General features: G+C 47.8%; 16 protein-coding genes. 6 read left to right on the top strand and 10 right to left on the bottom strand.

What is annotated here, in order from left to right; genetic code table 11:
- Positions 1-44 precede the first annotated feature (44 nt).
- A complete protein-coding gene (locus SOM48_RS08210) occupies positions 45-1,754 on the bottom strand; it encodes a DUF4153 domain-containing protein (protein WP_320511769.1) in 1,710 nt (569 codons plus the stop codon).
- A gap of 337 nt (positions 1,755-2,091) precedes the next feature.
- Here SOM48_RS08210 and SOM48_RS08205 point away from each other — a divergent pair, with 337 nt between their 5' ends.
- The gene (locus tag SOM48_RS08205; RefSeq protein WP_320511768.1) at positions 2,092-2,508 is read left to right on the top strand and encodes a hypothetical protein; all 417 of its coding nucleotides are present in this window, start codon (positions 2,092-2,094) and stop codon (positions 2,506-2,508) included.
- 38 nt (positions 2,509-2,546) lie between these two features.
- Here the strand turns inward: SOM48_RS08205 and SOM48_RS08200 are convergent, their stop codons facing one another.
- The 6 genes from SOM48_RS08200 to SOM48_RS08175 form a co-directional block, all read right to left on the bottom strand.
- Positions 2,547-3,500 (bottom strand): fimbrial protein, encoded by a 954-nt coding sequence (locus tag SOM48_RS08200; protein ID WP_320511767.1) that lies wholly within the window; start codon positions 3,498-3,500, stop codon positions 2,547-2,549.
- Entirely contained in the window at positions 3,497-5,983 is a 2,487-nt protein-coding gene (locus SOM48_RS08195) for a fimbria/pilus outer membrane usher protein (protein ID WP_320511766.1), read from the bottom strand. The genes SOM48_RS08200 and SOM48_RS08195 overlap by 4 nt, the downstream gene beginning before the upstream one ends.
- Positions 5,984-5,993: 10 nt before the next feature.
- Positions 5,994-6,674 (bottom strand): fimbrial biogenesis chaperone, encoded by a 681-nt coding sequence (locus SOM48_RS08190; protein WP_312200956.1) that lies wholly within the window; start codon positions 6,672-6,674, stop codon positions 5,994-5,996.
- Between the two features lie 75 nt (positions 6,675-6,749).
- Positions 6,750-7,271 (bottom strand): fimbrial protein, encoded by a 522-nt coding sequence (locus tag SOM48_RS08185; RefSeq protein WP_305206952.1) that lies wholly within the window; start codon positions 7,269-7,271, stop codon positions 6,750-6,752.
- A 344-nt stretch (positions 7,272-7,615) separates the two neighbouring features.
- The gene (locus SOM48_RS08180) at positions 7,616-8,227 is read right to left on the bottom strand and encodes a tyrosine-type DNA invertase (RefSeq protein ID WP_320511765.1); all 612 of its coding nucleotides are present in this window, start codon (positions 8,225-8,227) and stop codon (positions 7,616-7,618) included.
- A 128-nt stretch (positions 8,228-8,355) separates the two neighbouring features.
- Complete coding sequence (locus SOM48_RS08175; protein ID WP_320511764.1) at positions 8,356-8,676, bottom strand: helix-turn-helix domain-containing protein; 321 nt, start codon at positions 8,674-8,676, stop codon at positions 8,356-8,358.
- Positions 8,677-8,878: 202 nt separating this feature from the next.
- Here SOM48_RS08175 and SOM48_RS08170 point away from each other — a divergent pair, with 202 nt between their 5' ends.
- From SOM48_RS08170 to dndE, 5 genes are all read left to right on the top strand, one after another.
- Positions 8,879-9,148: a helix-turn-helix domain-containing protein gene (locus SOM48_RS08170; protein WP_076768976.1), complete on the top strand. Its 270-nt coding sequence runs from the start codon at positions 8,879-8,881 to the stop codon at positions 9,146-9,148.
- A 132-nt stretch (positions 9,149-9,280) separates the two neighbouring features.
- Positions 9,281-10,366 carry a DNA sulfur modification protein DndB gene (dndB, locus tag SOM48_RS08165; RefSeq protein ID WP_076768977.1) on the top strand — a complete coding sequence of 362 codons (1,086 nt, stop codon included), beginning with the start codon at positions 9,281-9,283 and terminating at the stop codon, positions 10,364-10,366.
- Complete coding sequence (dndC, locus tag SOM48_RS08160; RefSeq protein WP_054804004.1) at positions 10,363-11,997, top strand: DNA phosphorothioation system sulfurtransferase DndC; 1,635 nt, start codon at positions 10,363-10,365, stop codon at positions 11,995-11,997. The genes dndB and dndC overlap by 4 nt, the downstream gene beginning before the upstream one ends.
- A complete protein-coding gene (gene dndD, locus SOM48_RS08155) occupies positions 11,987-13,996 on the top strand; it encodes a DNA sulfur modification protein DndD (protein WP_320511763.1) in 2,010 nt (669 codons plus the stop codon). The genes dndC and dndD overlap by 11 nt, the downstream gene beginning before the upstream one ends.
- Positions 13,996-14,349: a DNA sulfur modification protein DndE gene (gene dndE, locus SOM48_RS08150; protein ID WP_320511762.1), complete on the top strand. Its 354-nt coding sequence runs from the start codon at positions 13,996-13,998 to the stop codon at positions 14,347-14,349. Before dndD ends, dndE begins: the two co-directional genes overlap by 1 nt.
- 39 nt (positions 14,350-14,388) lie before the next feature.
- Here the strand turns inward: dndE and SOM48_RS08145 are convergent, their stop codons facing one another.
- Genes SOM48_RS08145 through dptG form a run of 3 tightly spaced genes read right to left on the bottom strand, consistent with a single transcriptional unit; the run spans position 14,389 to position 22,576 of the window.
- Positions 14,389-16,179: a DUF262 domain-containing protein gene (locus SOM48_RS08145; protein WP_320511761.1), complete on the bottom strand. Its 1,791-nt coding sequence runs from the start codon at positions 16,177-16,179 to the stop codon at positions 14,389-14,391.
- An 18-nt stretch (positions 16,180-16,197) separates the two neighbouring features.
- Positions 16,198-21,267, bottom strand: coding sequence for a DNA phosphorothioation-dependent restriction protein DptH (gene dptH / locus SOM48_RS08140; protein ID WP_320511760.1), 5,070 nt, complete (start codon positions 21,265-21,267; stop codon positions 16,198-16,200).
- Positions 21,248-22,576: a DNA phosphorothioation-dependent restriction protein DptG gene (gene dptG, locus SOM48_RS08135; protein WP_270221199.1), complete on the bottom strand. Its 1,329-nt coding sequence runs from the start codon at positions 22,574-22,576 to the stop codon at positions 21,248-21,250. The genes dptH and dptG overlap by 20 nt, the downstream gene beginning before the upstream one ends.
- Positions 22,577-22,580 lie beyond the last annotated feature (4 nt).

Below are 22,580 nucleotides of genomic sequence, written 5' to 3'. Positions count from 1 at the left end.
TGTTGCACTCCTCTCGCCCGGCTTTATGGCGCCGGGCTTAATGACTACTGACCTTCAAAGCCGTAATACTGCACCGGATAGCGCTGACCGTTGATCTCCAGATCGCGCCAGGGTTTGCTGACGGTTTTCGGCATACTTTCGCGCAGCGCTTTTTCGGCGTTCTGCGACAGCGTGACGCTGCCCGCCTGACGCCACTCATTGCCCTGATGGGTATAGACCGAGATCCCGGCGTCGTTGCGGTTATAGAGCAGCACTTCCGGCGTGCCGTCGTTGTTGAGATCCTGCATCCAGATCAGGCAGGCGCTGCTATCCACCATGCAGGTGCTCAGCGTGTGATCAACGTACTGCGTTTGTGCCTGCCACCAGCTCTCCGGCGGCGCTTCGCTGCCCGCGCGCAGCGGGATGCTTTTCTGCAACGCGTTAATGTCTTTCTTCGTGCCTTCGTGATAGCCGCCGAGGATTTGCATCAGCATCGCTTGCTGCTGCACCGGATCTTTAAGCCACTGCGGATGCGCCTTCAGCATATGTAACGCCGCTTTGCCACGACGCCCTGCGTTGCTTAACGTATAGAGATCGCCTTCATCCGCTTTTGCTTTGCCCTCGGCGTATCGCGCCAGCTGATTGTTAACGGTGATGCGCAGCGGATCGACAACCGGCGTATGCAACAAAAACCAGCCGCAGGCTGTTAGCGCCAGCATCAGGACGGTGAAACGGTTCATGTTAGCCGCGCCCTGCGTCCAGGCCCGGCGCTGATAGTGGACCAGCAGCAGAGACCCGATCAACGCAAGAAGCGTAAGAGCCACGCCGTAAACGCGATCCACCGTCCAGCCATATTCGGCGATGCGCAGCCACAGCGCCCAACCCGCCAGCGCGGCGAGCAGCGGTGTGATCCACTGCGCCACCAGCACCAGACGCGCAACCATCCTTGACCAGCGCGAAGCAGTTGGCGCTTTTTCGCCAACCATCGCGCTGAACGCCAGCATCAGCAGCGTCATGGTCAGCAGCAGCGTCGCGGCGGAGACAGAGGCCGGGATAATCGCCAGCCCGGTAAAGGGCAAGCAGGCCAGAAACAGCAGAGAGATAACCGCGTGCAGCGGCAGCAGGACGCTGACCGCGAGCGTCAGCAGGTTACGGAACAGCCCGGCAGCGCCCGGCAGGCGTCGGCAAAAAACGATGCCTGCGGCGATGGCAGCACCCGTCGCCATCGGCGGGAACAAAGGGTTATCAAAAAAGAGGTGCTCGAACAGCGTAATGCCAATCATGCTGAAGAGTTTGCTCCACAGCAGCAGCACCAGCCAGAACAGCCCGGTCATCACCGCGGTCACGCCCAGGGTGAAGGTGTTGTTCCACAGCGCGCCGGTGATAAAAGCATGTTTATCCGCTTTCTGCCCGGACGGCGTGCAGAACGCCGCCAGAAACGGCATCACCAAAGTAAGCAGAAATGTCGATGCACCGAAGTTTGTGCCATGAAAATCATCGTTCGGCAGCCCGGGAAAGTTCCAGCGCAGCCAGCCGGTCATCAGCGCGATAAACGGCAGCGTCAGCAGCGCGCAGAGCCACGACTTAACGTCTTTGACGCGATAAAGCGTGAAGGCGAGTACGCTGGCAAATGCAATGGCAAGCGGCGACAGATAAATTGAGTAGTTATCATGCAGCTTAAGCGCGTCCGGCAACGCCCATAGCAGCCCGGCGAGCGTGCCAATGGCGATAATCACCCACCTGGTTTTTGCCGGGAAATCCTCTTTTTGCAACATCGCGGTTCCTTTGCTGTTTAGCTGTGTGAAACGTAGTTATACGCTTCTTTTTTCGTCAAAAACCACTACGGGTTTTTGCTGGCTCTTTTCTTGCTCTGCTTTGTACGGCGCACGCTCAGGCATTGTCCATGCTGAGATGGGGAGCGCAATCACTTGTTTGGGTGGGGATTAAAACCTGGATCAACTCTTTGTCTTTTTCAGACTTATTTAATGCGTGTCGTTTGATACAGAGACAGGTCTAACATTTTTCTTAACCGCATTGATTTTCTTCTATTAATACAATCGGGGGAGCTGGCACTCTATGCCCCGACTGCAAATGGAGTGCGAAGGAAGTGATATGAATAAACTAAAAAGAGCGTCACTGCTTATTCTGCTGGTCATCATTGGCTTCGTGCTGATTGATTGCAGCATGCAGAAAGTTGCTGAGCGCCACGAAGGTTATAGCGAGGCAAACCTGTGGGCCTATTATCTTTACACCGATAGCGACATTCGCCATGCGCCGAGAGCCTCTGAGAAATATCACTTCACCTTTACCGCCGAGGATGGCACTCAGCCAAGGGACAGCAGCATTGTTTACGGTCCGGGCACTGACATAACCGTCATCAGAAATTATTTAACCTCACTGGGTTATGTCAGCGTAAAGCGCGAAGGCTTACTTGAAAGATGGCAGCGCGAGGGGGAAACCCCGCCCTACTTTGTTATTACCCGGGATCCGCAAACACGGACGCTGACGCTGACTCGCTCCAGTTTTTAAATAGGCTTTTCTCTTACCGCGCCATTTACTCCGAGCACCTACCGGTAAGTTAAGGTAAAGGTCGCTGTTGCACTGGCGACACCTGCGCTGACGCGAGGAGCAGTCTGGTAATAGCGAGCCTTAAACTGGACGGTCTCGGTGCCGCCGCCGGGCGAGATGTAGTAAATCCTGCGCTGCCCAAAACGCACAGCCCGATCGTCGGGCGCGAAATAGAGCTGCACACCGATTCCCGTTGCCGCGATATCGCCAGGCGCGCTATCCAGCTTCATCACGCCCGGCACGTTTGAGGGATCCTGTTCCGCATCGACCTGCACGTAGATACGGGCGTCTTTATCGCACTCCAGCTCAATCCAGAAATCTTTCCATTCGGTATAGGCGCCGGGGCCATAAAAGAGCGATTTTTCATGATCGCCCAGCAGCACATAGAGCTCCGGTGTCAGGATCGTGCAGGCCGTGGTGGTAACCGTGTTGGTGCCGCCCAGCGTAACATTGGCAAAATAGAAGCGGCTGGCGATTGAGGCGCGAGCCAGCACGCCCGGGGTCAATGTTCCTGGCGTTATCGCGCCGGTTTTGATTAATTCCGCTTTCATACCGGCACCGATATAAACACTGGTATTCGGCGGTACGCGCTGATCGTAAGGCAGCTGTTTTCGGGATCCGATATTGGTTAAGCGAATCCCCACACCGGGCAAATTCGTTGCATAAATTCGGTTTCCGATGGCGCTCTGAGTGCGCCACTGGCTCATCTCCCAGCGGTAAATCCAGCTCTCAGTACATCCGGCGATGTTGTTCCCGCCGTTATAGGCACTCGTAACTGCCGTCGCAATCACGATACCGACAGGCGTATCACGTTGTACCGAGACGTTGCCGAAGCTGATGGCATTGCCGATCTCACCCGCCAGATTACTGGCAAAACCGCAGGCGGCCTTCGCGCCGCCGGAGAGGCACCAGAGCGCCAGCAGGCCGGAGAGTGATTTTACGAACCGCGTCATGCCAGACACTCCTGTTCTGTTTCAATTACCGGGCTGTTGCCGACGTTGTCCGGCAGGCGAAAATGGACTTCACACTGCTGATCCGCGTTCCATTTCACCTTAAGTTTCCCTTCCTCCGGCACGCCCGCGAGATAGACCACCCCGTCGTCGCCGACGATGCCGCTGCTCCCCTCTTTAAGCGTTGCCTGTGCGCCGAAGGGTACTGGCCGGCCCTGATAAGAGAGCTTCATCAGCACGCGCCACCCGACACGGGTGTTGAAGTTCGCCATCACCACAGCGCCGTTTGTCGGGGTAACGGTTTGCACTGCGCTATCGATATCCACCTCGTCGCCAAGGGTAGTGGTATCCAACACCACGCGGTTTTTCCGGTACGGCGTGACATAGGGCACCACCGCATAGCCACGCCGGTCGGTGTAGAGACCGGTGTTGTTCTGCACTTTCGCATCACGAGCGCCAGGCGCTTGCAGCACGGCCAGCGCCTGGCCCAGCGGCTGAGAGAGAGTTACGCCGTGCGGATGGGCAACCATGCCGCCTTTCAGGCCGTAGTTAATCTGTTGATAGTGCGCGTCATAGTTGTAGCCGCCGGTTATCTCCCCCTGCCCGCCTTTGTAACCGGCGCTGAGACTCCCCGCGCTGCCCGCGCCGTGATGCGTGTGGCTCTGCTGGATACTGTAGCTCAGGTTGTTGTCGGCAAGCGTCGTGCCGCTGAGCCCCACCTGCTGGCGGGTGTCGCCGTGCCGTGCGCTGTTCAGGCTGTAGCTCGCCCACGCGTTGGGCAGAAAACGGCTAAGCGGCACTTGGACGCTGAAGGCCAGCTGTTGCTCTGCGGGCTGGGCGCGAGCTGGATAGATGTTATAGCTGTAGGCGAGGTTGTAACTGATGCCACTGAAATTGCCGCTCCAGCCGGTGCTAAGCGTGCGTTCGTAGCCCTCCTCCTGCCAGAAACTCTGCTGATAACCGGAGAGATAAAGCGAGCCGTAATCACCCACGCTCTGGCTGAGATCGAGCTGAAGCTTTTGCCGCTTATTACTGCCCTCCGCGCGCCGATCGTTCGCCTCCTGAAAGGTGTAAAACCCGGCGGTGGAGTAGCGGTACGCCGCAAGGGTAAAGCGGGTATCGGTGGCCTGAAAATCCTTTGCATATTGCAGCCGGTAGGAGTGGCCGTGGTGAGCGTCGTTGCCGTTCAGCGTGCTCTGGGCAACCGACATATCGGCAGACAACGAGCCGAGATCGCCAAGCCCAAAACCGAGCCCTGCCGCCCCGGCGTGGTAATTTTGCGCTGCGATCGCGCCGCCAAAAAGGGTAACGGCGCGCGGCAAGCCGTAGATGGCTGTCGCCTGACCGAAGGCTGGCTCATCGCTGCTTCGGTTACCGCTGCGATACTTCCCGGCGGTGAGGGCATACTTCAGGCGGCCTTCGCGCTGCATAATCGGCACTGCCGAGAAGGGCTGGACAAAGGTGTGCTCGCTGCCGTCCGCCTCTTTGATGGTGACAGTGAGATCGCCGCTGCCGGAGGTGGGATAGAGATCGCGGATAACAAACGCCCCGGGCGCGACGTAGCTCTGGTAAATGATGTAATCATTCTGCCTGATGGTCACCTGCGCACTGGAGTGGGCGATGCCGCGGATCACCGGGGCAAAGCCGCGCAGGCTGTCTGGCAGCATGTTGTCGTCAGAGGCGAGCTGCGCACCGCGAAACTGCACGCTGTCAAAAATCTCCGACGATGTGTAGCTGTCGCCGAGGGTCAGTTGCCCCTTCAGCCCTTTGATGTTGCGTTGCAGATAGGTGTTAATCGACGCCCAGCGGCTGCCGTGGTCGCTGGCGTAATGCCCGGTCGAGTCGTTACGCAGCCGCCACGCCCCGAGATTGACCCCGCTTTGCAGGCTGGCGTAGTAGCTGTCGCGTGAGCCTTTGCCCACGTCCAGCCAGCGATGGCTGCCGCTGAGGCTATAGTTCAGCAGCGCAGCAGTCACACCCTCGTCCCACTCGGTGGGATCGACATCTCCTCTGGCGCGCGCATCCATCGCCGCCTGCGGCAGGCTAACGTTGAGCCTTAACTGGCTGAACCGCAGTTCGGCGGCGGCCATCGGGATGTAATGGCTGATATCCTCAAGCAGTTCCTCCGGCGACAGCGCCGCCATCCCGGGAAAGGCGTCGATTTTCACTCCCCAGCTTCGCAACATCGCGGGCGTGATCTGCGCATGCAGACGCTTGTCCGCGCCCGCGATAAACGCAATATCCTGCGCCTCCCCCTGCTTTTCACCGTTCACATAGACGGTCACGCGGTAGGTGCCCGGCAGCTGACCGTCCGGTTCAGCAAAGAAGGCGAGATCGGCCACCGGCTGGCCCGGGTTATCAAGCTCCAGCGCATGAAGATTAAACATCTCGCGCGCGTCCGCATGGCGAAGGTAGCCGGGCAGCAGCAATACTATCGGCACCAGCGTCGGTAACAACGCCCGCTGCCGCGAAGTCGGGATTTTCATCACCTTCCCCTCAGAGCGGCCGATGTTCAACCCGGCTGACGCCGCCGTAATCGCTAATCGCCTGCCAGCTGACGCGCGATACCGCAGCCGAGGGCAGCGTAAAGCTGGCGTTGCCCAGGGGCGGCACCATATCAACGTCCTTAACCTCGGTTCCGTCCACTTTCAGGGTGAAGAGCGTGACGTAATAGGGCGTGGGATTTGTGACGGTCAGGCGATTGCCGCGGTGAGTGAACCGCAGATTTTGATAAGCGCTTCCCGGCTCGCCCGGCAGCCCGCCGGGGCGGTAGAAAAGCTTGATGCGCGATTTGATCACCACCTGCAGCATGTTGCTGCGCGCAACGCTGTCATCCATGGCGGGAATCGATTTAACGTTCAGCCAGAACACCGATTCGCGATCCTGCGCCAGCGCGCCGCCGGTGCGGATGATGCGCAGCAGGTTCTCTTCATCCGCGTTGATGCGAAACAGCGGCGGCGTGACGATAAAGGGCGCTTTGCGACCCTGCTCACCGCTATCGACCCAGCTCTGCACCAGATAGACATTCGATTTATTCGGGTTGCGGATGGAGAGCGAAGCCTCTTTTTTATCACCGTTATAAATAACACGCGTCCCACCAATCACGATCCCGGCCTCTGCGGGCCCGCAAATCAGAGCCAGCAATAACGCCAGCACAACATGCAGATGCCTGTTCATCTTCTTCTCTCCGGAGACAACATCCTTGTTATGCGGAGATACACCGTTAATGTGTATCTCCGCGTCAGTCGGGCATTAGCGGTAGTTCAGGGTGAACTGCGAGGTGGCGTTAGCCGTACCGGTGGTGACCGTCGTGCCGGTCGAGACATAGCGAGCGGTGAAGTCCAGCGTGTTGCTGCCTTCATCGAGGGTGTAATCGCCCGAGGCTGAGTAGAGCGGAATGGCGGAGCCATTTTTATCCGCGATTTCGATCCCGACGCCGCTCGCAACGTTACTTCCGCTGTCCAGCGACAGCAGGCGCTGATTAACGGCATGCGCGGTACCGTCGAATTTCACCTTCAGCGCGGTGACGGTGTCGGGGCAATCATTGAGCGTAATGCTGAAGTGTGTCGGAGCAGCTTTCAACCCGGCAGCGCCGTTGAGCGTCGTCACGGAGACTTTGCCTAAATCAACGTTCATGCTTTGCGAGCCGCTGTCGACCGCGCAGGTCTGGTCGGTAATGCTGCCAGTGAAGTAGATGGTGCCGTCTGCGGCCTGCGCCGTGCCGGCAAGCCCCATCCAGACGATAAAAGCCGTGTTTGCTAACCGCATTTTCATTTTCTTCTCCTTGATAAAAATGACGCAGAGCCATGCCCTGCTCTACAACGGCGGCGAAAAAATCTGCTTCAGACTTTCCCGTTAGTGCCAGAGTGGTGAGTTCAGGGGAAGATTTTTAAAAACTGAGAAAGGCAGCATAAAACGTCAGGGAACGCGCTTTTTGGCAAGATAAGAGAGATAAAATAACGGGACGTTGAGAAGATAACACTGGCAACGTGAACAGCTGGATCACGTTGCCAGTAAAGGTTAATGCGTTATTACGACGTGCTTGCAAAAAATAACGATTTAAAAACAGCAAGATAACGTCTTGCCTGAAGAGGCATCAGAAAAATTTTGACTCTACCCTAAATTTTTCTGATACTACTTTGCGTTTTGGCACTAAATGGTTGATTTTGCGAAACATCTCCCCAGACGTTGAGAAACCGCTGCGTGTTGGTGGCCGTGTAGATCACCGTATGCCGGATGTTACGGTGCCCGAGATAATCCTGTATCAGACGCGTATCACGCCCCAAATCTGCCAGTGCGTAACCGCACCCGTGCCGCAACATGTGCGGATGAGCGGAAATGCTGATTCCCCCCAGTTCGCCATAGCGTTTAAGCAGCAACCGCACCTGATGACGCGAGAGCGGCCCGCCTTTTTGCGAGAGGAAGAGCCAGTCGCTGTCCGCATCCCGCCAGCGGCGACGCTCGTTCAGCCAGCGCGTCAGCGCAGGCAGTTCGGTGTCGAACAGCGGATGCTGCGTGGAGAGGCTATTTTTGAGCCGCCGGACGTAGACTGACCGCCCTACCAGATCGATATCCGACAAGCGCATATCGCACAGTTCGCTGACGCGCAGCCCGTGTAAAAAACACATCTGGATGAGGCTGTAATCCCGCGCAAAATGCAGCCCCCGGTCTGTTGCCAGCAATATTTGCCTCACCTCGTGGCGAGTCAGGTGTTTTCTCTTAACTGACATTGTCTTACTCCTTACTTAAAAAAGGGGAATAAAATCAGGCCAGTACCGTGAATGTAGCCCGGCCTGAATCCAGCGACAGGATAGCATTTTGAAAAGGGGGAGTTGGGGAGGAATTTTTTTAGAGGTGGTTATTTGGCTGGGGGAAGGAGTGCGAGTATGGATTGGCGCTGCGCGGCATCAACTTTGTTCCATGCATCGATCAGTGCTGCAAGATCGTTATCTTCGGCATAGAAATAAGCGAGCGGAACCTCAAGTACGCGTGCCAGTTGCTGGACGATTTCGATATTCGCCTGATGGATGCCCTTCTCATAGCGATTGATTCGCGGGCTGGCAACGAACTCATCAATGCCTGCCAGAATGCCGAGCTGCTTTTGCGACAAGCCTTTAGCGAGGCGCGCTGCCTTGAGCCGCCTGCTAAATACTTCATTGTGCGAGGGAGAATTTTTCATGGCTACGATAATCGTAGTAATGCTTATCGCCTGATACTACGAAATACGTAGCTCTGTTAGCTGCTTTGGTCTTTGCACTGAAGTTACAGCAAATCTGGATCCTCCCTGCAAAACTACGAAATACGTAATTTACCCTCTGTTCGCAGAACTACGAATAACGTAGTATTTTGTTGTTAGCTCACCAAAACGGAGGATCAAAGGAATGAAAGCAAACTGGCATAAAGCTGACGTGATAGCTGCGGTGCATAAGAAAGGAACCTCTTTAGCTGCACTTTCCAGAGCGGCTGGCTTAAGCTCTTCGACCTTAGCCAATGCACTGGAAAGGCCATGGCCCAAAGGCGAAGCTATTATCGCAAATGCGATTGGTGTTCTGCCGCAGGAGATTTGGCCGGAAAGGTATTACAGAGAGGGGGAATTGGTGGAAAGGAGGCTTCTAATTCGCAATCCTTTATCAATAAAGGATTTACGTTAAAAAAGACGTAAAGTTGCGATTGATCATGTATTCATTGTTTCAAAAATGCTTTTTTGACTGGCTCATATGTTAATCTAGAAGGTTTTTACGTAAAATATGACGTAAAAACCTCCTCGAACACACGGAACTGCCATGGCAAACTTCGATGCTGATTACTGCTACTCTTTCCCCGCTGTGCGAGGTATGCAAGCTGGAAGGCCATTCTACATTGCGACTTGCCCGATGCGCATCATACCTAAAATTTTCAGCTTTGACGAAACGGATGTCCCGCCAGAGCTGCGAGCGCAGCGCATTTTGAATAAATCTCGCATACCTGAAATGGTGCGTTATCTGCTTGAGAATCCGAAGGATTATGTCTTTTCGGCTCTCACTGCATCGATTGCTGTGGATGTGCAGTTCGATGAGTTTTCCGGTTCAAATAACCTTGGAACATTGCGTGTGCCAATGGATGCGCAAATTCTTATCAATGACGGTCAGCACCGTCGTAAAGCGATCGAGGATGCATTGTCGGAGCGACCTGAACTGGGGCAAGACAACATTCCGGTCCTGTTTTTTGTTGATGAAGGGTTGAAGCGCAGCCAGCAAATGTTTGCTGACTTAAACAAATATGCCATTCGCCCAAGTCCTTCTTTATCGGCTCTGTACGATCATCGCGATGTAAGCTCAAACCTTGCGCGTTACCTGGCGATGTCTATTGAACCTTTTGTCGGTCTTACGGAGCTCGAAAAATCCAGTATTAGTACACTTTCAAATAAGCTCTTCACGCTTAGCAGTATCAAGCAAGCGACCCGTGCGCTTTTGGGTAAAGACCCAAAAGTTGGCAGTATCGAAGACAATACCAATATAGCCGCGATTTACTGGCAGGCAGTTTTCCAGGTCATGCCTGACTGGCAGCTTGCCGCAAGAAAAGAAGTCTCTCCGGCGCAGTTACGTCAGGACTATGTGCATGCCCACGGTATTGGACTGCAAGCTTTAGGTCTACTTGGTCGTGCATTACTGACTGAAGAACCTGAGCAATGGCAGGAAAAAATTAAAGAATTGAAAAATTTCGACTGGCGCAAAAGCAACCCTGAAATGGTTAAGCGAGCAATGCAGCATGGCAAGTTGAGCAAGACTGGCACTTCAATTCAGCTAACCTGTAATGCGTTAAAGCAAGCGCTCTCTCTCCCACTTACCCCCGAAGAACAAGAGCTTGAAGCTCAAATGGTTGCCTTATGAGTAAATTAGTTCAGGCCTTTGATCTGGCCGAATATGAAGACTTTATCAATCAGGAGCAGTTCTCAGGACGCCCCCTGGCTGAATATGTTGCTGAAGTGCAAAGAATTTATTGTGCGGATAAACGCCCTTGGGTAATTGGCTACAGCGGTGGGAAAGATTCTTCCGCCGTGATTACCCTGGTATATCTGGCGTTGCTCGGACTCCCTCCGGAAATGCGCAGTAAAGATGTGTTTTTGGTCTCATCCGATACGCTGGTAGAAACGCCAGTTGTTGTTGATCTGATTAAAAAGACTATGTTGCAGATAGAGGCTGGTGCTAAACGCAATGGTCTCCCGATCACTCAACATGCAGTAATGCCAAAAACCAATGAAACCTTCTGGGTTAATTTGCTGGGGAAAGGATACCCAGCCCCAACCCGGAGTTTCCGCTGGTGTACAGAGCGCATGAAAATCAATCCGGTTAGTGACTTTATAAAAGATAAAGTCAGCCAGTTTGATGAAGTTATTGTTGTTCTGGGTTCGCGTAGCAGCGAGAGTTCATCGCGTGCGCAGGTCATCGCAAAACATAAAATCGATGGTACACGCCTTGCACGCCACACCACGTTACCCAATGCATTCATCTATACACCGATCGATACATGGGATGTGGAAGATGTCTGGAAATTATTGAGAGGAGCATTTCGCTACTCTCCTGATGATATTGAAGAGTGGGAAAGCCCGTGGGGGGGTAATAACCGTCCGCTATGGACGTTATATATGGATTCTTCTGCACAAGGTGAGTGCCCGCTGGTCATTGATGACAGCACTCCCTCTTGTGGCAACTCCCGATTTGGTTGCTGGACATGTACTGTCGTCACGAAAGATAAAGCGATGGAAAGCCTGATACAAAACGGTGAGGAGTGGATGTCTCCTCTGCTCAAATATCGTGATCTCCTTGCGTTCACAACCGATCCTGTTAACAAGGATACTTTCCGTAACTACAAACGTCGTACCGGGAAAGTGAGCTATCAATACGCTAAAGATGGCGAAGATATCACTGCAGAACGCAAACACGTGCCGGGCCCGTACTGGCTCAAGTATCGCCAGCAGTGGCTAAAAGACTTGTTAGAAATCGAACGCGATTTGAATGCGCAAGGTCATACCATCACGCTGATCACACAGCCGGAGCTACATGCTATTCGGCAAGAGTGGCTGAAGGACCCCAACGAACCAGATTGGTACGATACCCTGCCCGGCATTTATCGGGAGGTTTACCAACGCGATCTGGACTGGGTTGTTGACGATCAATCCAGGTTTGATGCCAGCGATGCCGATTTGCTGATGCAAATTGCACAAGGTTTTGACGTTGAACCTGAAATGGTAATGAAGCTGATCGAGCTTGAAACCTCAATGGAAGGTTTGAGCCGTCGCCAGGGAATCTTCGACAAACTGGGTACCATCTTGAAACAAGATTGGGGCACTCTGGAAGAGATTCAGCAGCAACATGCAAAATTACAAACGCGCAATGACCGTGATATTCATCAGGAAGAAGTAGCAAAACTGGAAGCTGAACTTCAGGTATTACAACGCAGAATCGTTGATGCCAGTGAATCATCTCTCTTTGCCGGCGAGGAAAACGAACGTGTTAATTAAGCAACTGGTTTTGCGCAACTTCCGGGTATTTAACGGTACGCATACCATTGATCTGGCTCCCAGAAAGCGACCAAATGATACAAACCAGCGTCCTATCGTCCTCTTTGGTGGGTTAAATGGCGCAGGCAAAACTTCAATTTTATCTGCCATAAGATTGGCGTTGTATGGACGTCTGGCATTCGGTCAGGCCACTCAACAGCAAGATTATGTTGAACAGCTCAGCTCCCTGGTTCATAAGGGCGCTTATGTCACAGACAATCCTGATGAAGCTGCCGTAGAGCTGAGCTTCACTTACAACAAAGATGGGCGTGAAGCCGAATTCACTGTCACGAGAAGCTGGAAAAAAGGCAGGAAAGATAATTTATCGCTGCAGCAAGATGGGATCCCTCTTAAAGAGATGAATTACGATCAATGCCAGGGATTCCTTAATGAATTAATCCCACACGGTATTGCTGACCTGTTCTTTTTTGATGGTGAAAAAATTGCTGAACTCGCAGAAGACGAGTCCGGTAAGATCCTGCGCACTGCGGTACGCCGCCTTTTGGGGCTGGACCTCATCGCAAAATTGCATAACGATCTGACGATTTTTATCAAACGTCAGCAGACCAACCAGCTTGAAGGTTCGCAGCAGCAAAAGCTGGCAGAACTCGAGGCGGAAGGCCAAAAGTTAGCATTTCAGGCAGAAGAACTACTCGAAAAAGCTGACTTTGCAAAAATACGTATTGATCTTTTATCCAAAGAAATCATTCGCTACGAAGGGCAATTGAACGCTCAGGGCGGCGCATTTGCGCAAACCAAAACCCAGGAAAAGATTAAAGTTGAGACGCTCCTGAAAGAAAAAGAGCGGCTCGAAAAAGCATTGCGTCAGGAGTGCGATGGATCATTACCCTATGCCCTGGCTCCCAATATTTTAGGGCAACTACTTAAAAGAATTGCTGAAGAAGCAGAGATCAAACAAGCCAAAAGTTTTGAGAAGGAGCTGGAGAAGTTCCTGGCACAACTCAAAAATGATATTGCGTTCCGCACCAGTAGCGGGAGTAGTACACAAATTATCGCGACCGAAGCGATCGCTGATAATTTGAAAGATTACATGGCGGCAAAGCCGAAGGGTGATTTGCTCTTTGATGTTTCTGAAAGAGAAGCAGGCATGCTGCAGCAATCAATTGAGCAAGATAGCCAAAAAGCGTGGCAGCGTTTCGACTCATACCGTCTTCAGTTGACTGATATCGAGCAACAACTTGAGCAAGCTGCCGCAAATATTGCGCGAGCGCCAGAAGACGATCAGTTAATGGATATCTTTGACAAGCTGCGCGAGCTTGATAAAGAGCGTGAGAAAAAACGCCAGGAATATATATCCCTGCTTGATGAAGCCAGAAAAATAAAGCAACAACAGCTAGATTGCGTACGTAAAATACAGAAAAACCATGATATTGCGCGTAATCAGCATGGCTCTAACAGTGCATTGAGAAACGCACAAGAAGCTATTAACTTGCTTAGCCGATACAGTGATGTCTTAACACAAGCTCGAGTAAAAACACTGGCAACGAACTTTGAAAATGCCTATAGAAAATTAGCGCGGAAGGAAGATCTGCAATTAAATGCCCATATCAACCCAGATACATTTGATGTCGAATTGGTTGATGAAAATGGCTCAGTCATTAATCGCAAATTACTTTCTGCGGGCGAAAAGCAAATTTATGCCATTGCCATTCTTGAGGCGTTAGCAAAAACATCTGGGCGTGACTTGCCTGTGATTATTGATACGCCATTAGGCCGTCTTGACTCACAGCATAGGGATAAATTGATCAATCATTATTTCCCTGAAGCCAGCCATCAGGTCGTATTGTTATCAACAGATACCGAAGTGGATGAGCGCTATTTCGTTGACAGGCTGCGGGATGACATTTCGCATGCTTATGAAATTGTATTTAACGCACGAACCAAGTCCTCTTCGCTAAAACCGGGTTATTTCTGGGAATTAACTAAGGAGGCAATCTGATGCTCCCTAATCGCATGCAATTAAGCCGACAGACAGAAGAGCAGCTCAAAAAATTGAAAGGTTACACTGGCGTCACCCCAAATGTGGCCGCACGTTTAGCTTTTTTTCGCTCAGTTGAGAGCGAGTTTCGTTATTCACCAGAAAGAGATACTAAGAAACTAGATGGTTCTTTAGTGCTGGATAAAATAACGTGGTTGGGTGATACAGTCATGGCGACTGAGATGGTACTTAAATTATTATACCCCACTCTTGATAATAGAGAATACATGCAAGCCTGGGCATACCATGTACAAGATGGAATTGCATCTATCAGAAATTACAGAAAGTTATTAGATTTAGCTGTAAACATTTAAAAAAAATGCGCTTTTATTAGCGCATTTTAATTTTTCAAACTAATTAAATGAAAACACTTTAACAGCTAACTCAACATACCTATCTGCCAAATCCCTTATCGAACCTTCATCCCAACAGTTTCGACTATGTATGAAAGAGTGCATTCCAATACCTGTATTCTCAAAATTATTCCTTTTATCTGAAAACATTTTATTTTCATTTTTGTTATTTCTGCCTGGATCTAAAAGGACGATATTGCCTATAGAATTTTTTATTTTTTCCATATCAATATTTTTATCTTGAGGGGCAGCAGAATAGGGGTAAATATGTTCAAGCGTCATACTATTGAAATCGTATACTAAATTATGATCTTCTTTTTTTAATCTATTTAAACTACTGCCTTGGCAGGGTAATGACAACCACTCCCAATTTTCTTGTATTGTTAATAAAAAGCATTTCAATGCTTTATTATCACCTTTTTTTTGATAAGTTAATCCTCTGATACCAGTCATGAATTTGATATCATCAGGATCTTTATCAGAAATAACTTTACTGAATTCGTTAAGCAAAGTAAGAAGCTCAAATCGATCCCGTTCTAAGTGTATTTTATTAGCCAATGTCGAATATAGCTTAGCAAATATAGTTGCATGTAAGTCAGTTATCATTTTACATCTAATGAAAAACTTACAAACCTCACTTATTATATCCTTAAAGTTTTTTTCTGATGAAAAGCTCGCGGCAAGTAATAAAGGCATAGCATACAAATGCTTTAACCTATTAATAATCAAATCAAGTTTACTTTTATGCCAATTATTATTTTCTTCATTATCAAACGGCCATTCTCCATTTGATATGAACTCTAACCGTTCGACACACTCTCTTATAAAAGCAACGCTTTCACATACTTCTTCTTTATTACGGGTCTCATTGAAAAAATTATTCTTATACACCCCCAAAACGGATGATGCTGTATAATTATTACCAGTAAGCATTATGAGAATCCATCTTAAATAATCAGTAACTTTCTTAGATGGATGCTGCAGGATGTAATCCCAGTTATCGGAAATACTTCTTTCTAAAGCAGGTTCATTATGACATATACCTATTGTATGTGCTTTTAGAAGCTCCCCTTCTGTTAAATTTATTCCTCTATCATTTAGAACAGTAAATAACTTATAAGCATCTTCAATGCTATTGGTCACAATATGAATAACCAAGAAAGACTCTTCGAAAAGCTTAACAATATCATCGATTATCTCTAAACATTCTGATAATTTTTTATTTTTGAAAAGTTCTTCTCTTAAAAAAGAAAGAAAACTTTTCCGTGCGTCGAGCATCAACTTATGTGAATGCCTGACTGCCTTGAGTGGTTTTGCATCAATCAAAGACTGATAAAAATCATTATCAGCACTTCCTATTATTATTCGCACATGTTTTTTTATTTGCCGATTTTCCCTTTCCTCAAAGGTGAAATATTTTTCAATATCCTTCAATATCATTCCAATATATTCAGAGTCCTTATCTTCATCACATTTCAGATTCGTTATGATATCTCTGATGACCGAAAAAAACAGAACTATCGTAGATAATCTTTGCTGGCCATCTACCAAAAGATTTTCTATTTTCGTGTGTGCTGCAAATGTTTTCTCTTGTGCACAGACAACACCGCCAAAAAAATGCTCGCAGTTTCTTCCTGCTCTTTTTTTATCTAATGCATCTTGTATATCATTGCAAAACTGCTCAATTTGCTCATCCTCCCATGAGTAATCACGTTGATATTTTGGTGTATAAAAGACATTATTGTTTTTGAACAACTCACCAAAAGACATATAATCCGGTTTAACATTCATTATAGCCACCTTATTAACTTATTTGTATAATTCCCAAAAGGCTTTATCGCGCATTTTTAAGACCTTTTTATTGCCATTAATATAAAGGCTATAATGCTTATCAAGCTGTCTAATCTGCCCCATCAGCGATTCCTGCTCTCCCTTATCATCAATATTAAACACGGCTTTAATATCTGCATTCTTGATTTCAGAAACACGATGAATCACCCACGTTAATATATAAGAGGAATAATTATTTTCACTAGTCTTAAAGTGAGTAATCTCTTGCGTTGACAAAATTGCACCTACTCCGTATTCACGCCCTTCCTTAAGGATTTTGCGCAGGCTAGCAAAATTCTGACGCATAAAGTTATCTGCCTCATCCACTAAGATCATTTTAGTAAGCTGTCGATATTCCCCCTGTACCATTGGTTTACCACGCTTCTGCATCTGCGCATAAAACAGATCTAATGTGAGCGCGACCACCAAGTTTTGTACTTCTGGCGGGTAGCCTGCCAGTTCAATAACGGTCACGCCGTCAATTAAATCGTACAAACTGGTCATATTCTCGGGGATAGTTTCGAATATCTTGTAACGAGCCAACTTAGAGAGTGCAGCGTAAAGCGAATCCTCTTCGACTTTTTCCTGATCAAGAAAACGCAGCCATACATCTTCAATGGTCGGAGCCGTTTTTGACCATGTGCTTGGATCTTCTGGTGAAATGCCTGCCGAGTCGTAACATTCCAGAATCAGGTTTTCTAACTTAAGCTGTTGCTTATGTCCTAAACCATACGCTTTCGCCATCGTTTCAGACAATCCACCGGCAGTGTGGATCGGCAGCATTGGCGTATCACCAAAAAGAGATAATGGGTTATAGGGCAGTTTGAATAACTTGTATTTTTTAGCACCAGTAGCGTTCAGAAAATCATCATCTACATAGTCAGATTTATAGTCAAAGATAAGCAGGCCAATAGGTTTGCTATCAACATTGCGCGATTGTTTGCGGATCAACTGCGTAACAAGAGCTTTTGTAAATTGGGTTTTGCCGGTCCCCATAGTGCCGATGATGCCAGTGTTGGTGTTCATAAATTTTGCTGTATTGGTCGGCTCCCAATACAGAGCATCATTTTTTACAGCATCATGCCCAAAGAGCACTGTTAATGAAGTATCAGAAGTTGCACCGCTCTTTTCTGCTATTGATAACTCAAGGGGCTGGATGTCAGGGTCAAGAACAGACGCCTGCAGCTCGATTTCTATTGGAGTGTCGGTGACTTCCGCGTTCTGAGGTTTGAGAAGATATTTTTCTGGCACTTTATAACGATCGGCGAGGGGCTCGCCTTCTTTGTCAGAAGCAATAAGCGAAGACAACAAGGAATACGGGATCTCAATTTGTAAAATATTATCCACTGTCATTTTATAAGTAAGATCGAAGCACGTTGCGCTATCAACGTGTGCCACGACAATACCGTCAGGATAATCGTTGAGTTCAGCTATCTCATAATCTCCCGATAGCCACCATTCACGGCGCTTTAATAAAGGAGAGAGTAAAGTATTATCGAGCACACCATAGAGCCGCAGTTTTTCGACTTGCATTAAAACCTGGCGGATGAAAAGTGCACGATAGAATTGTGATGCCAGCGTTTTTGGCTCAAGAATGTCTTGCTGTAAATAACGTTTTAGCTCGCGGGCTTGCTTACCTGCATAGCTGTAGTCAGGTCTGGCACCCGTTTTAACTTCTAATGGTAATAAATAGAGGGACTCATCTTTGAACCCGACGAAAAGTACATCATCAGAGATGGCCCCTTGACGATATCCTTGAAGGTTCCTGGACAAATCGCTCTCTTTCATTTTCAAGCCAACGTTGCCGGAAACACGGATCATTTCAGCGACAGAAAGAGGGATCCAGCAGATATCAGATTGACGCAACATGGATTGCACGAACTTATAGGCACCGATAATGCCATGCTTCTCTTTGCGCTCCTTCTCGTTGGAACGCAACATTTTCAACAGCCACTCACCATTAAAGGCATTAAATTCTGAGAGAAGATGCTGACTATCTACAGCGGTTTGCCCTGTCTGTTTTTCGGTTTGAAGTAAACGCAGGAACAAATCAACTTGTTTCGTGACCGTGACAGCATCGTAGCCTGCACAGCTGGTGTACTGGTCGGAGTAATGAATAAGAACAACGTCTTTTTGATTGGTAAAGAAATCGAGTGTCACTTTCGGATCGATGATCGTAGTCCAAAGTGCACTGTTATATGAACGTGTAAGTAACTCTTTGAAATTACCGCTCACCGCGAGGCCAATTCCCTGACCGTGATACTGGCTGTTACTCTGTCTTGCTGGTTGCCATAAACTACCTACTAATTTTGCAATACGCAGAGCAACGTATGGTTCAGTATCAACACCACGCAAACCAAAAGCAGTAAAGAAAGCATCTTCTTGTGTTTCAGTACCTTCTCCAGCAATCAAGCCATGGCACAGCACACCACTTGAGGCATCCTCGATACGGATTTGGCGGCAATCGACAGGAGCGGTGTTAGTAAAGAACGCCAGGTGCGCGTAAGCAAGCTCTTTACTGCCAGCTGGTAAGTTAAACTTACTAAAGGTTAGACGGCTGCGCAGTAAGTCAATCAGCATGTCTGCTTCTGCACGCCATGCTCCGCTGTTCAGATCAAGATCAATTTTGAGCTGTTCATAGCTTCCGCTTTCAGCAAAACGATCAAACATATTTGGTAACAGATGTTCATCATAGCAGTTGACGTGAATGTAAACAGCCCGCTCTTTTTCCTGCTTGAAATATTCAACCAGCCCAAGGAACAGCTCTTTTGCATGACCTTGATTAATAGCATTGATGATCAGTGAATTACTTTCTGCACTTTGGAACAAACGAGCATAAGCATCTGTAAACTCGTAAAGCTTATCTTTCACAAGCCGCTTAACGTATTCATGGCTCACATTTTTCTGCGGAACAACATCGATCCAGAAACGGTTTTCCTCAACCGGCTGTAACTGCGCATACTCATGCTCATTGTGATAAACAAAGGGCATCAATCCGGAAACAACTAAGCGATCGCGAGTAATTGGGGGTAATGCGGCAAATGAAGACGAATCATATTTTTCAGACTCAGAGATGATGGATTCCACTAATTGTAAGTGGTAGGCAAGTACCAATGGATGCATTGAGGACAGCCGTTCAATACTTCCGCTACGATACACCCCTATTTGTAAAAGACACTTTTCATCTGAAGTTAACGTCTTGCTCAATCCAATCCGCTGAAGCACTTCTTCAAATGTGATAAGTAAATGATCAACTAAAGCACGGTAATCTTTTGACCATGCGACGAGGCTGGGCAATGTATTACGCTGAAGATAATATTCAAACAGTTGGTTATAAGCGCTATGAAGCTCTGGATAGCATACAAGCAGTTCATCTAAAGCTAATTCAGAATCATCACCTCTTGTACCGAGTAAACGCTTGTCAACCAGCGATGCCTCCAGCATAAGCAACTGCTGTCGGACCCCAACAACCTTGTGCTCAATATTATCCAGAATGACACGCCCTTTAAGGCGATTCCAGGTAGCGTTACCTTCTTCTTTGAAGAGCTTAGTGAAACGATTCTGATCAAAAAGAAGTGGCAGGGTTAAACCCTCTTCCGCTCCAGGCCCTTCGATATTAAAAGATAAACGAGACTCACCCGAAACAAGGGCGAATTGAATTAAATCACTGCGATTGGCCAGCGTTTCAAAATTAACGCAAGAAAACTCTTTACAGTCGATATCTTCACTGCCTTCATCAAGCATCTTTGTCTGGCCGCCAGACTCTGCAATACGTAGATTATTATCTTCTAATTGCAGCGTGAGTTGCCCTTTACCAGGTTCAATTCGGTAGCAATTTTTAATATCCTCTAACCAGAACTGACCTTTCTCAATAAGCAACACACGGAACTTATATTCCTCAGCCGAATTATTACGATTTGTGATCTCAAGGCTAAAATAGCAAGGCTGACCGTAGAAAGGTATCAACATACTAATACGGGAGTTTTTCCCACCCGCTCTACTTATCTTCCAGGACAGCTCTTTCTTTAACTTAGTATTATGAGCGATTTTAATGTTACTATCCTGAAGATCGTTGCCCTGGAAGACAAAATTCAGTTCGATCTGCTTATCACCGGGATTAGATTGCACCATGACACTGATATCACGTATCCCCGCTTTACTGGTGCTCTTTACACGCTGCCAAACTTCACCATTAACGACGCTAACGGTATCCAGTAATAATTTCTGTTCGCTGTTTTTCTCTTTTTCCTTTTGATATTCAGAAAAATCAAGAGAACGCCAGTCATCTTTATCGGTGAAATGGTCCTGAATAAACTTCGCACTAAACTCAGGAAGAGCATTTTCTAACTGCCCGCTATAGCGTTCAACGCTATCCTCGATCTGACGGTATAATTTCCGGTTCTCGTTTAGCCGTGTTTGCAGCTGCTTATCACTAAAATTAAGTAGCTCCTCATCTTTAAAGAGATTTAATTCTGAAAAATCGAGATTACCATCTTCCAGTAAGCGGTACAGAGAAGAAAAACCAAATACTGTTGCACCTTCATCCAGAACCGTTGCCAACTGATCCTTGAGTAGACAACGGGATAGCTCCGAGCTATTACTACCCGGAGTGATAAGTGTTTCTAATTTCTGGCTAAATGTTTTTGGATACCAAATAGCGCCCGGGGCTGATACATCTTTAGTACTATTAATTAAAGTATCAAGCATGCTGTTATGAATTATCAACAGTGCTGTATCTGCAAAATTACCACTACGGCCTGCGACCTCATCACGCAAAAGAGAGATGTAATTCTCCGTGAACGCGGGTTCGTTTGCACCATGTAGTACAGGTATAAGCTTAACACCGTTACAGTCGATGAAAGGCAAATTTTGCTCTGGTGCAATGTCGAGCTGATTGCCTCCGGAAATAGAGTCAAACGCCTGCCATAACTTTAAGGCGTTAACCGGATCTGGGGATTTAAATTGATAACGTTCCCCAGGCTGGATAATTCCGCATACCCATTCAATGAAAGTTTCAGCCAAATAAACTTCATATAGTTTTACGGACATATACAGCATCTCCACTATCACTCATTCTTTCAACATTGCCCATGCGCTCATAAAATGCTACTAATGTCTGCGCTGACTGGTTATCAAGGTAAAAACCACGCTGTTCAAATCCAGCTATCAATTCATGTAGACGAAGTTTTGGATTGTTACCTATAGTAAGGTTAGTAAGTAATAGTAAGCGGTCTTGATTTAGCACCAACACTTTACCTGCACGACCTCGTACCTGAATAAAATCAGAGCATATCTGCGCTTCAATCTCATTCATATATTTTCTATTTACAGATGCACGCTCTGATTTTTTACCTTTGAATTGTTCGATTGCAACAGATAACAATTCCTTAAAAGCATCTTCCAGATTTGAAGAGGGTTCTCGTGCCGGGAGGTCGCGTTCTTCCTTACTAATAAACTTTTGAATATAATTATTTATATCATTAAGAACTTCATTTGTGGGGTCTGGATAAGCGCATACATCCTGATACACTTGCCATAAAGGCCGTTTTTTAAATCCCTTCCCCCACTGCAACACTTCTAAAGCAGATAGAATCGGGAACACTTTTTCATTTTGCTCAGCAAGCCACTTGTAACCAAAACGCTTTATTTGATCTCGCTCAGAGCTAGCTTTTTCGCTATCTAAGATGAAAAATAAAGATTTACTTTCTGGCTGCCCATTACGCCAATTATCAAGGTTCAATGCTAACTGAGCACACCAACTGAAGGCATATAATTTGAGAGTATTAGTTAACTCTTGAAGAAGATACTGTGGCCGACTTGCAAGAAATGCCAAATCTGCTTGAAATTTTTCTACCAGATAAGGAAGATAGGGTTGTTCTTCAGAAAATGGTCCCTTTCCGAGTAACATAATCTTTTTATTAAGAACATTCAGCATATTCTCTTCGATAAAATTTAATTTATCTTTAATCGGGTAGGTAAGGCTATACTCCCCCAAGAGATTAGCAAATAGTGTGCCGAGGCGTTTGTCAGCTGCGGAACCCAGATTTATTTTATCACCTGAAAACTGCGCATGGAATAAAAGAAAAAGCGGGGAAACTTTAAAGATGTCATGGTTCGCAAAATACATTCTTTCCAACACCGACCAAAATGCTGGATTATCAAGTAATCCCTGTAATTCATTCTTGCAATCTTCACGAAACTGGTCAGAATCATACGAATCGATTTTGCGCTTCATAGCATAACTAAGCACTAAGCCTGTAACCAACTGCCAATTAATATCATTATTCTTATTCCTTACTGGCAGGTAACTATCGAGCTGATTATTACCAACTTTTAAGGGCTTTGCTATAGGGAACATAAAA

The organism is Kosakonia sp. CFBP8986 (genome assembly GCF_034044935.1).
Classification (GTDB): domain Bacteria; phylum Pseudomonadota; class Gammaproteobacteria; order Enterobacterales; family Enterobacteriaceae; genus Kosakonia; species Kosakonia cowanii.
This window is presented reverse-complemented; position numbering and strand designations above follow the sequence as displayed.

Excerpts from the sequence above, each read along its gene's own strand:
- SOM48_RS08210 (WP_320511769.1), bottom strand. The coding sequence starts at position 1,754 with ATGTTGCAAAAAGAGGATTTCCCGGCAAAAACCAGGTGGGTGATTATC.
- SOM48_RS08205 (WP_320511768.1), top strand. The coding sequence starts at position 2,092 with ATGAATAAACTAAAAAGAGCGTCACTGCTTATTCTGCTGGTCATCATT.
- SOM48_RS08200 (WP_320511767.1), bottom strand. The coding sequence starts at position 3,500 with ATGACGCGGTTCGTAAAATCACTCTCCGGCCTGCTGGCGCTCTGGTGC.
- SOM48_RS08195 (WP_320511766.1), bottom strand. The coding sequence starts at position 5,983 with ATGAAAATCCCGACTTCGCGGCAGCGGGCGTTGTTACCGACGCTGGTG.
- SOM48_RS08190 (WP_312200956.1), bottom strand. The coding sequence starts at position 6,674 with ATGAACAGGCATCTGCATGTTGTGCTGGCGTTATTGCTGGCTCTGATT.
- SOM48_RS08185 (WP_305206952.1), bottom strand. The coding sequence starts at position 7,271 with ATGAAAATGCGGTTAGCAAACACGGCTTTTATCGTCTGGATGGGGCTT.
- SOM48_RS08180 (WP_320511765.1), bottom strand. The coding sequence starts at position 8,227 with ATGTCAGTTAAGAGAAAACACCTGACTCGCCACGAGGTGAGGCAAATA.
- SOM48_RS08175 (WP_320511764.1), bottom strand. The coding sequence starts at position 8,676 with ATGAAAAATTCTCCCTCGCACAATGAAGTATTTAGCAGGCGGCTCAAG.
- SOM48_RS08170 (WP_076768976.1), top strand. The coding sequence starts at position 8,879 with ATGAAAGCAAACTGGCATAAAGCTGACGTGATAGCTGCGGTGCATAAG.
- dndB (WP_076768977.1), top strand. The coding sequence starts at position 9,281 with ATGGCAAACTTCGATGCTGATTACTGCTACTCTTTCCCCGCTGTGCGA.
- dndC (WP_054804004.1), top strand. The coding sequence starts at position 10,363 with ATGAGTAAATTAGTTCAGGCCTTTGATCTGGCCGAATATGAAGACTTT.
- dndE (WP_320511762.1), top strand. The coding sequence starts at position 13,996 with ATGCTCCCTAATCGCATGCAATTAAGCCGACAGACAGAAGAGCAGCTC.
- SOM48_RS08145 (WP_320511761.1), bottom strand. The coding sequence starts at position 16,179 with ATGAATGTTAAACCGGATTATATGTCTTTTGGTGAGTTGTTCAAAAAC.
- dptH (WP_320511760.1), bottom strand. The coding sequence starts at position 21,267 with ATGTCCGTAAAACTATATGAAGTTTATTTGGCTGAAACTTTCATTGAA.
- dptG (WP_270221199.1), bottom strand. The coding sequence starts at position 22,576 with ATGTTCCCTATAGCAAAGCCCTTAAAAGTTGGTAATAATCAGCTCGAT.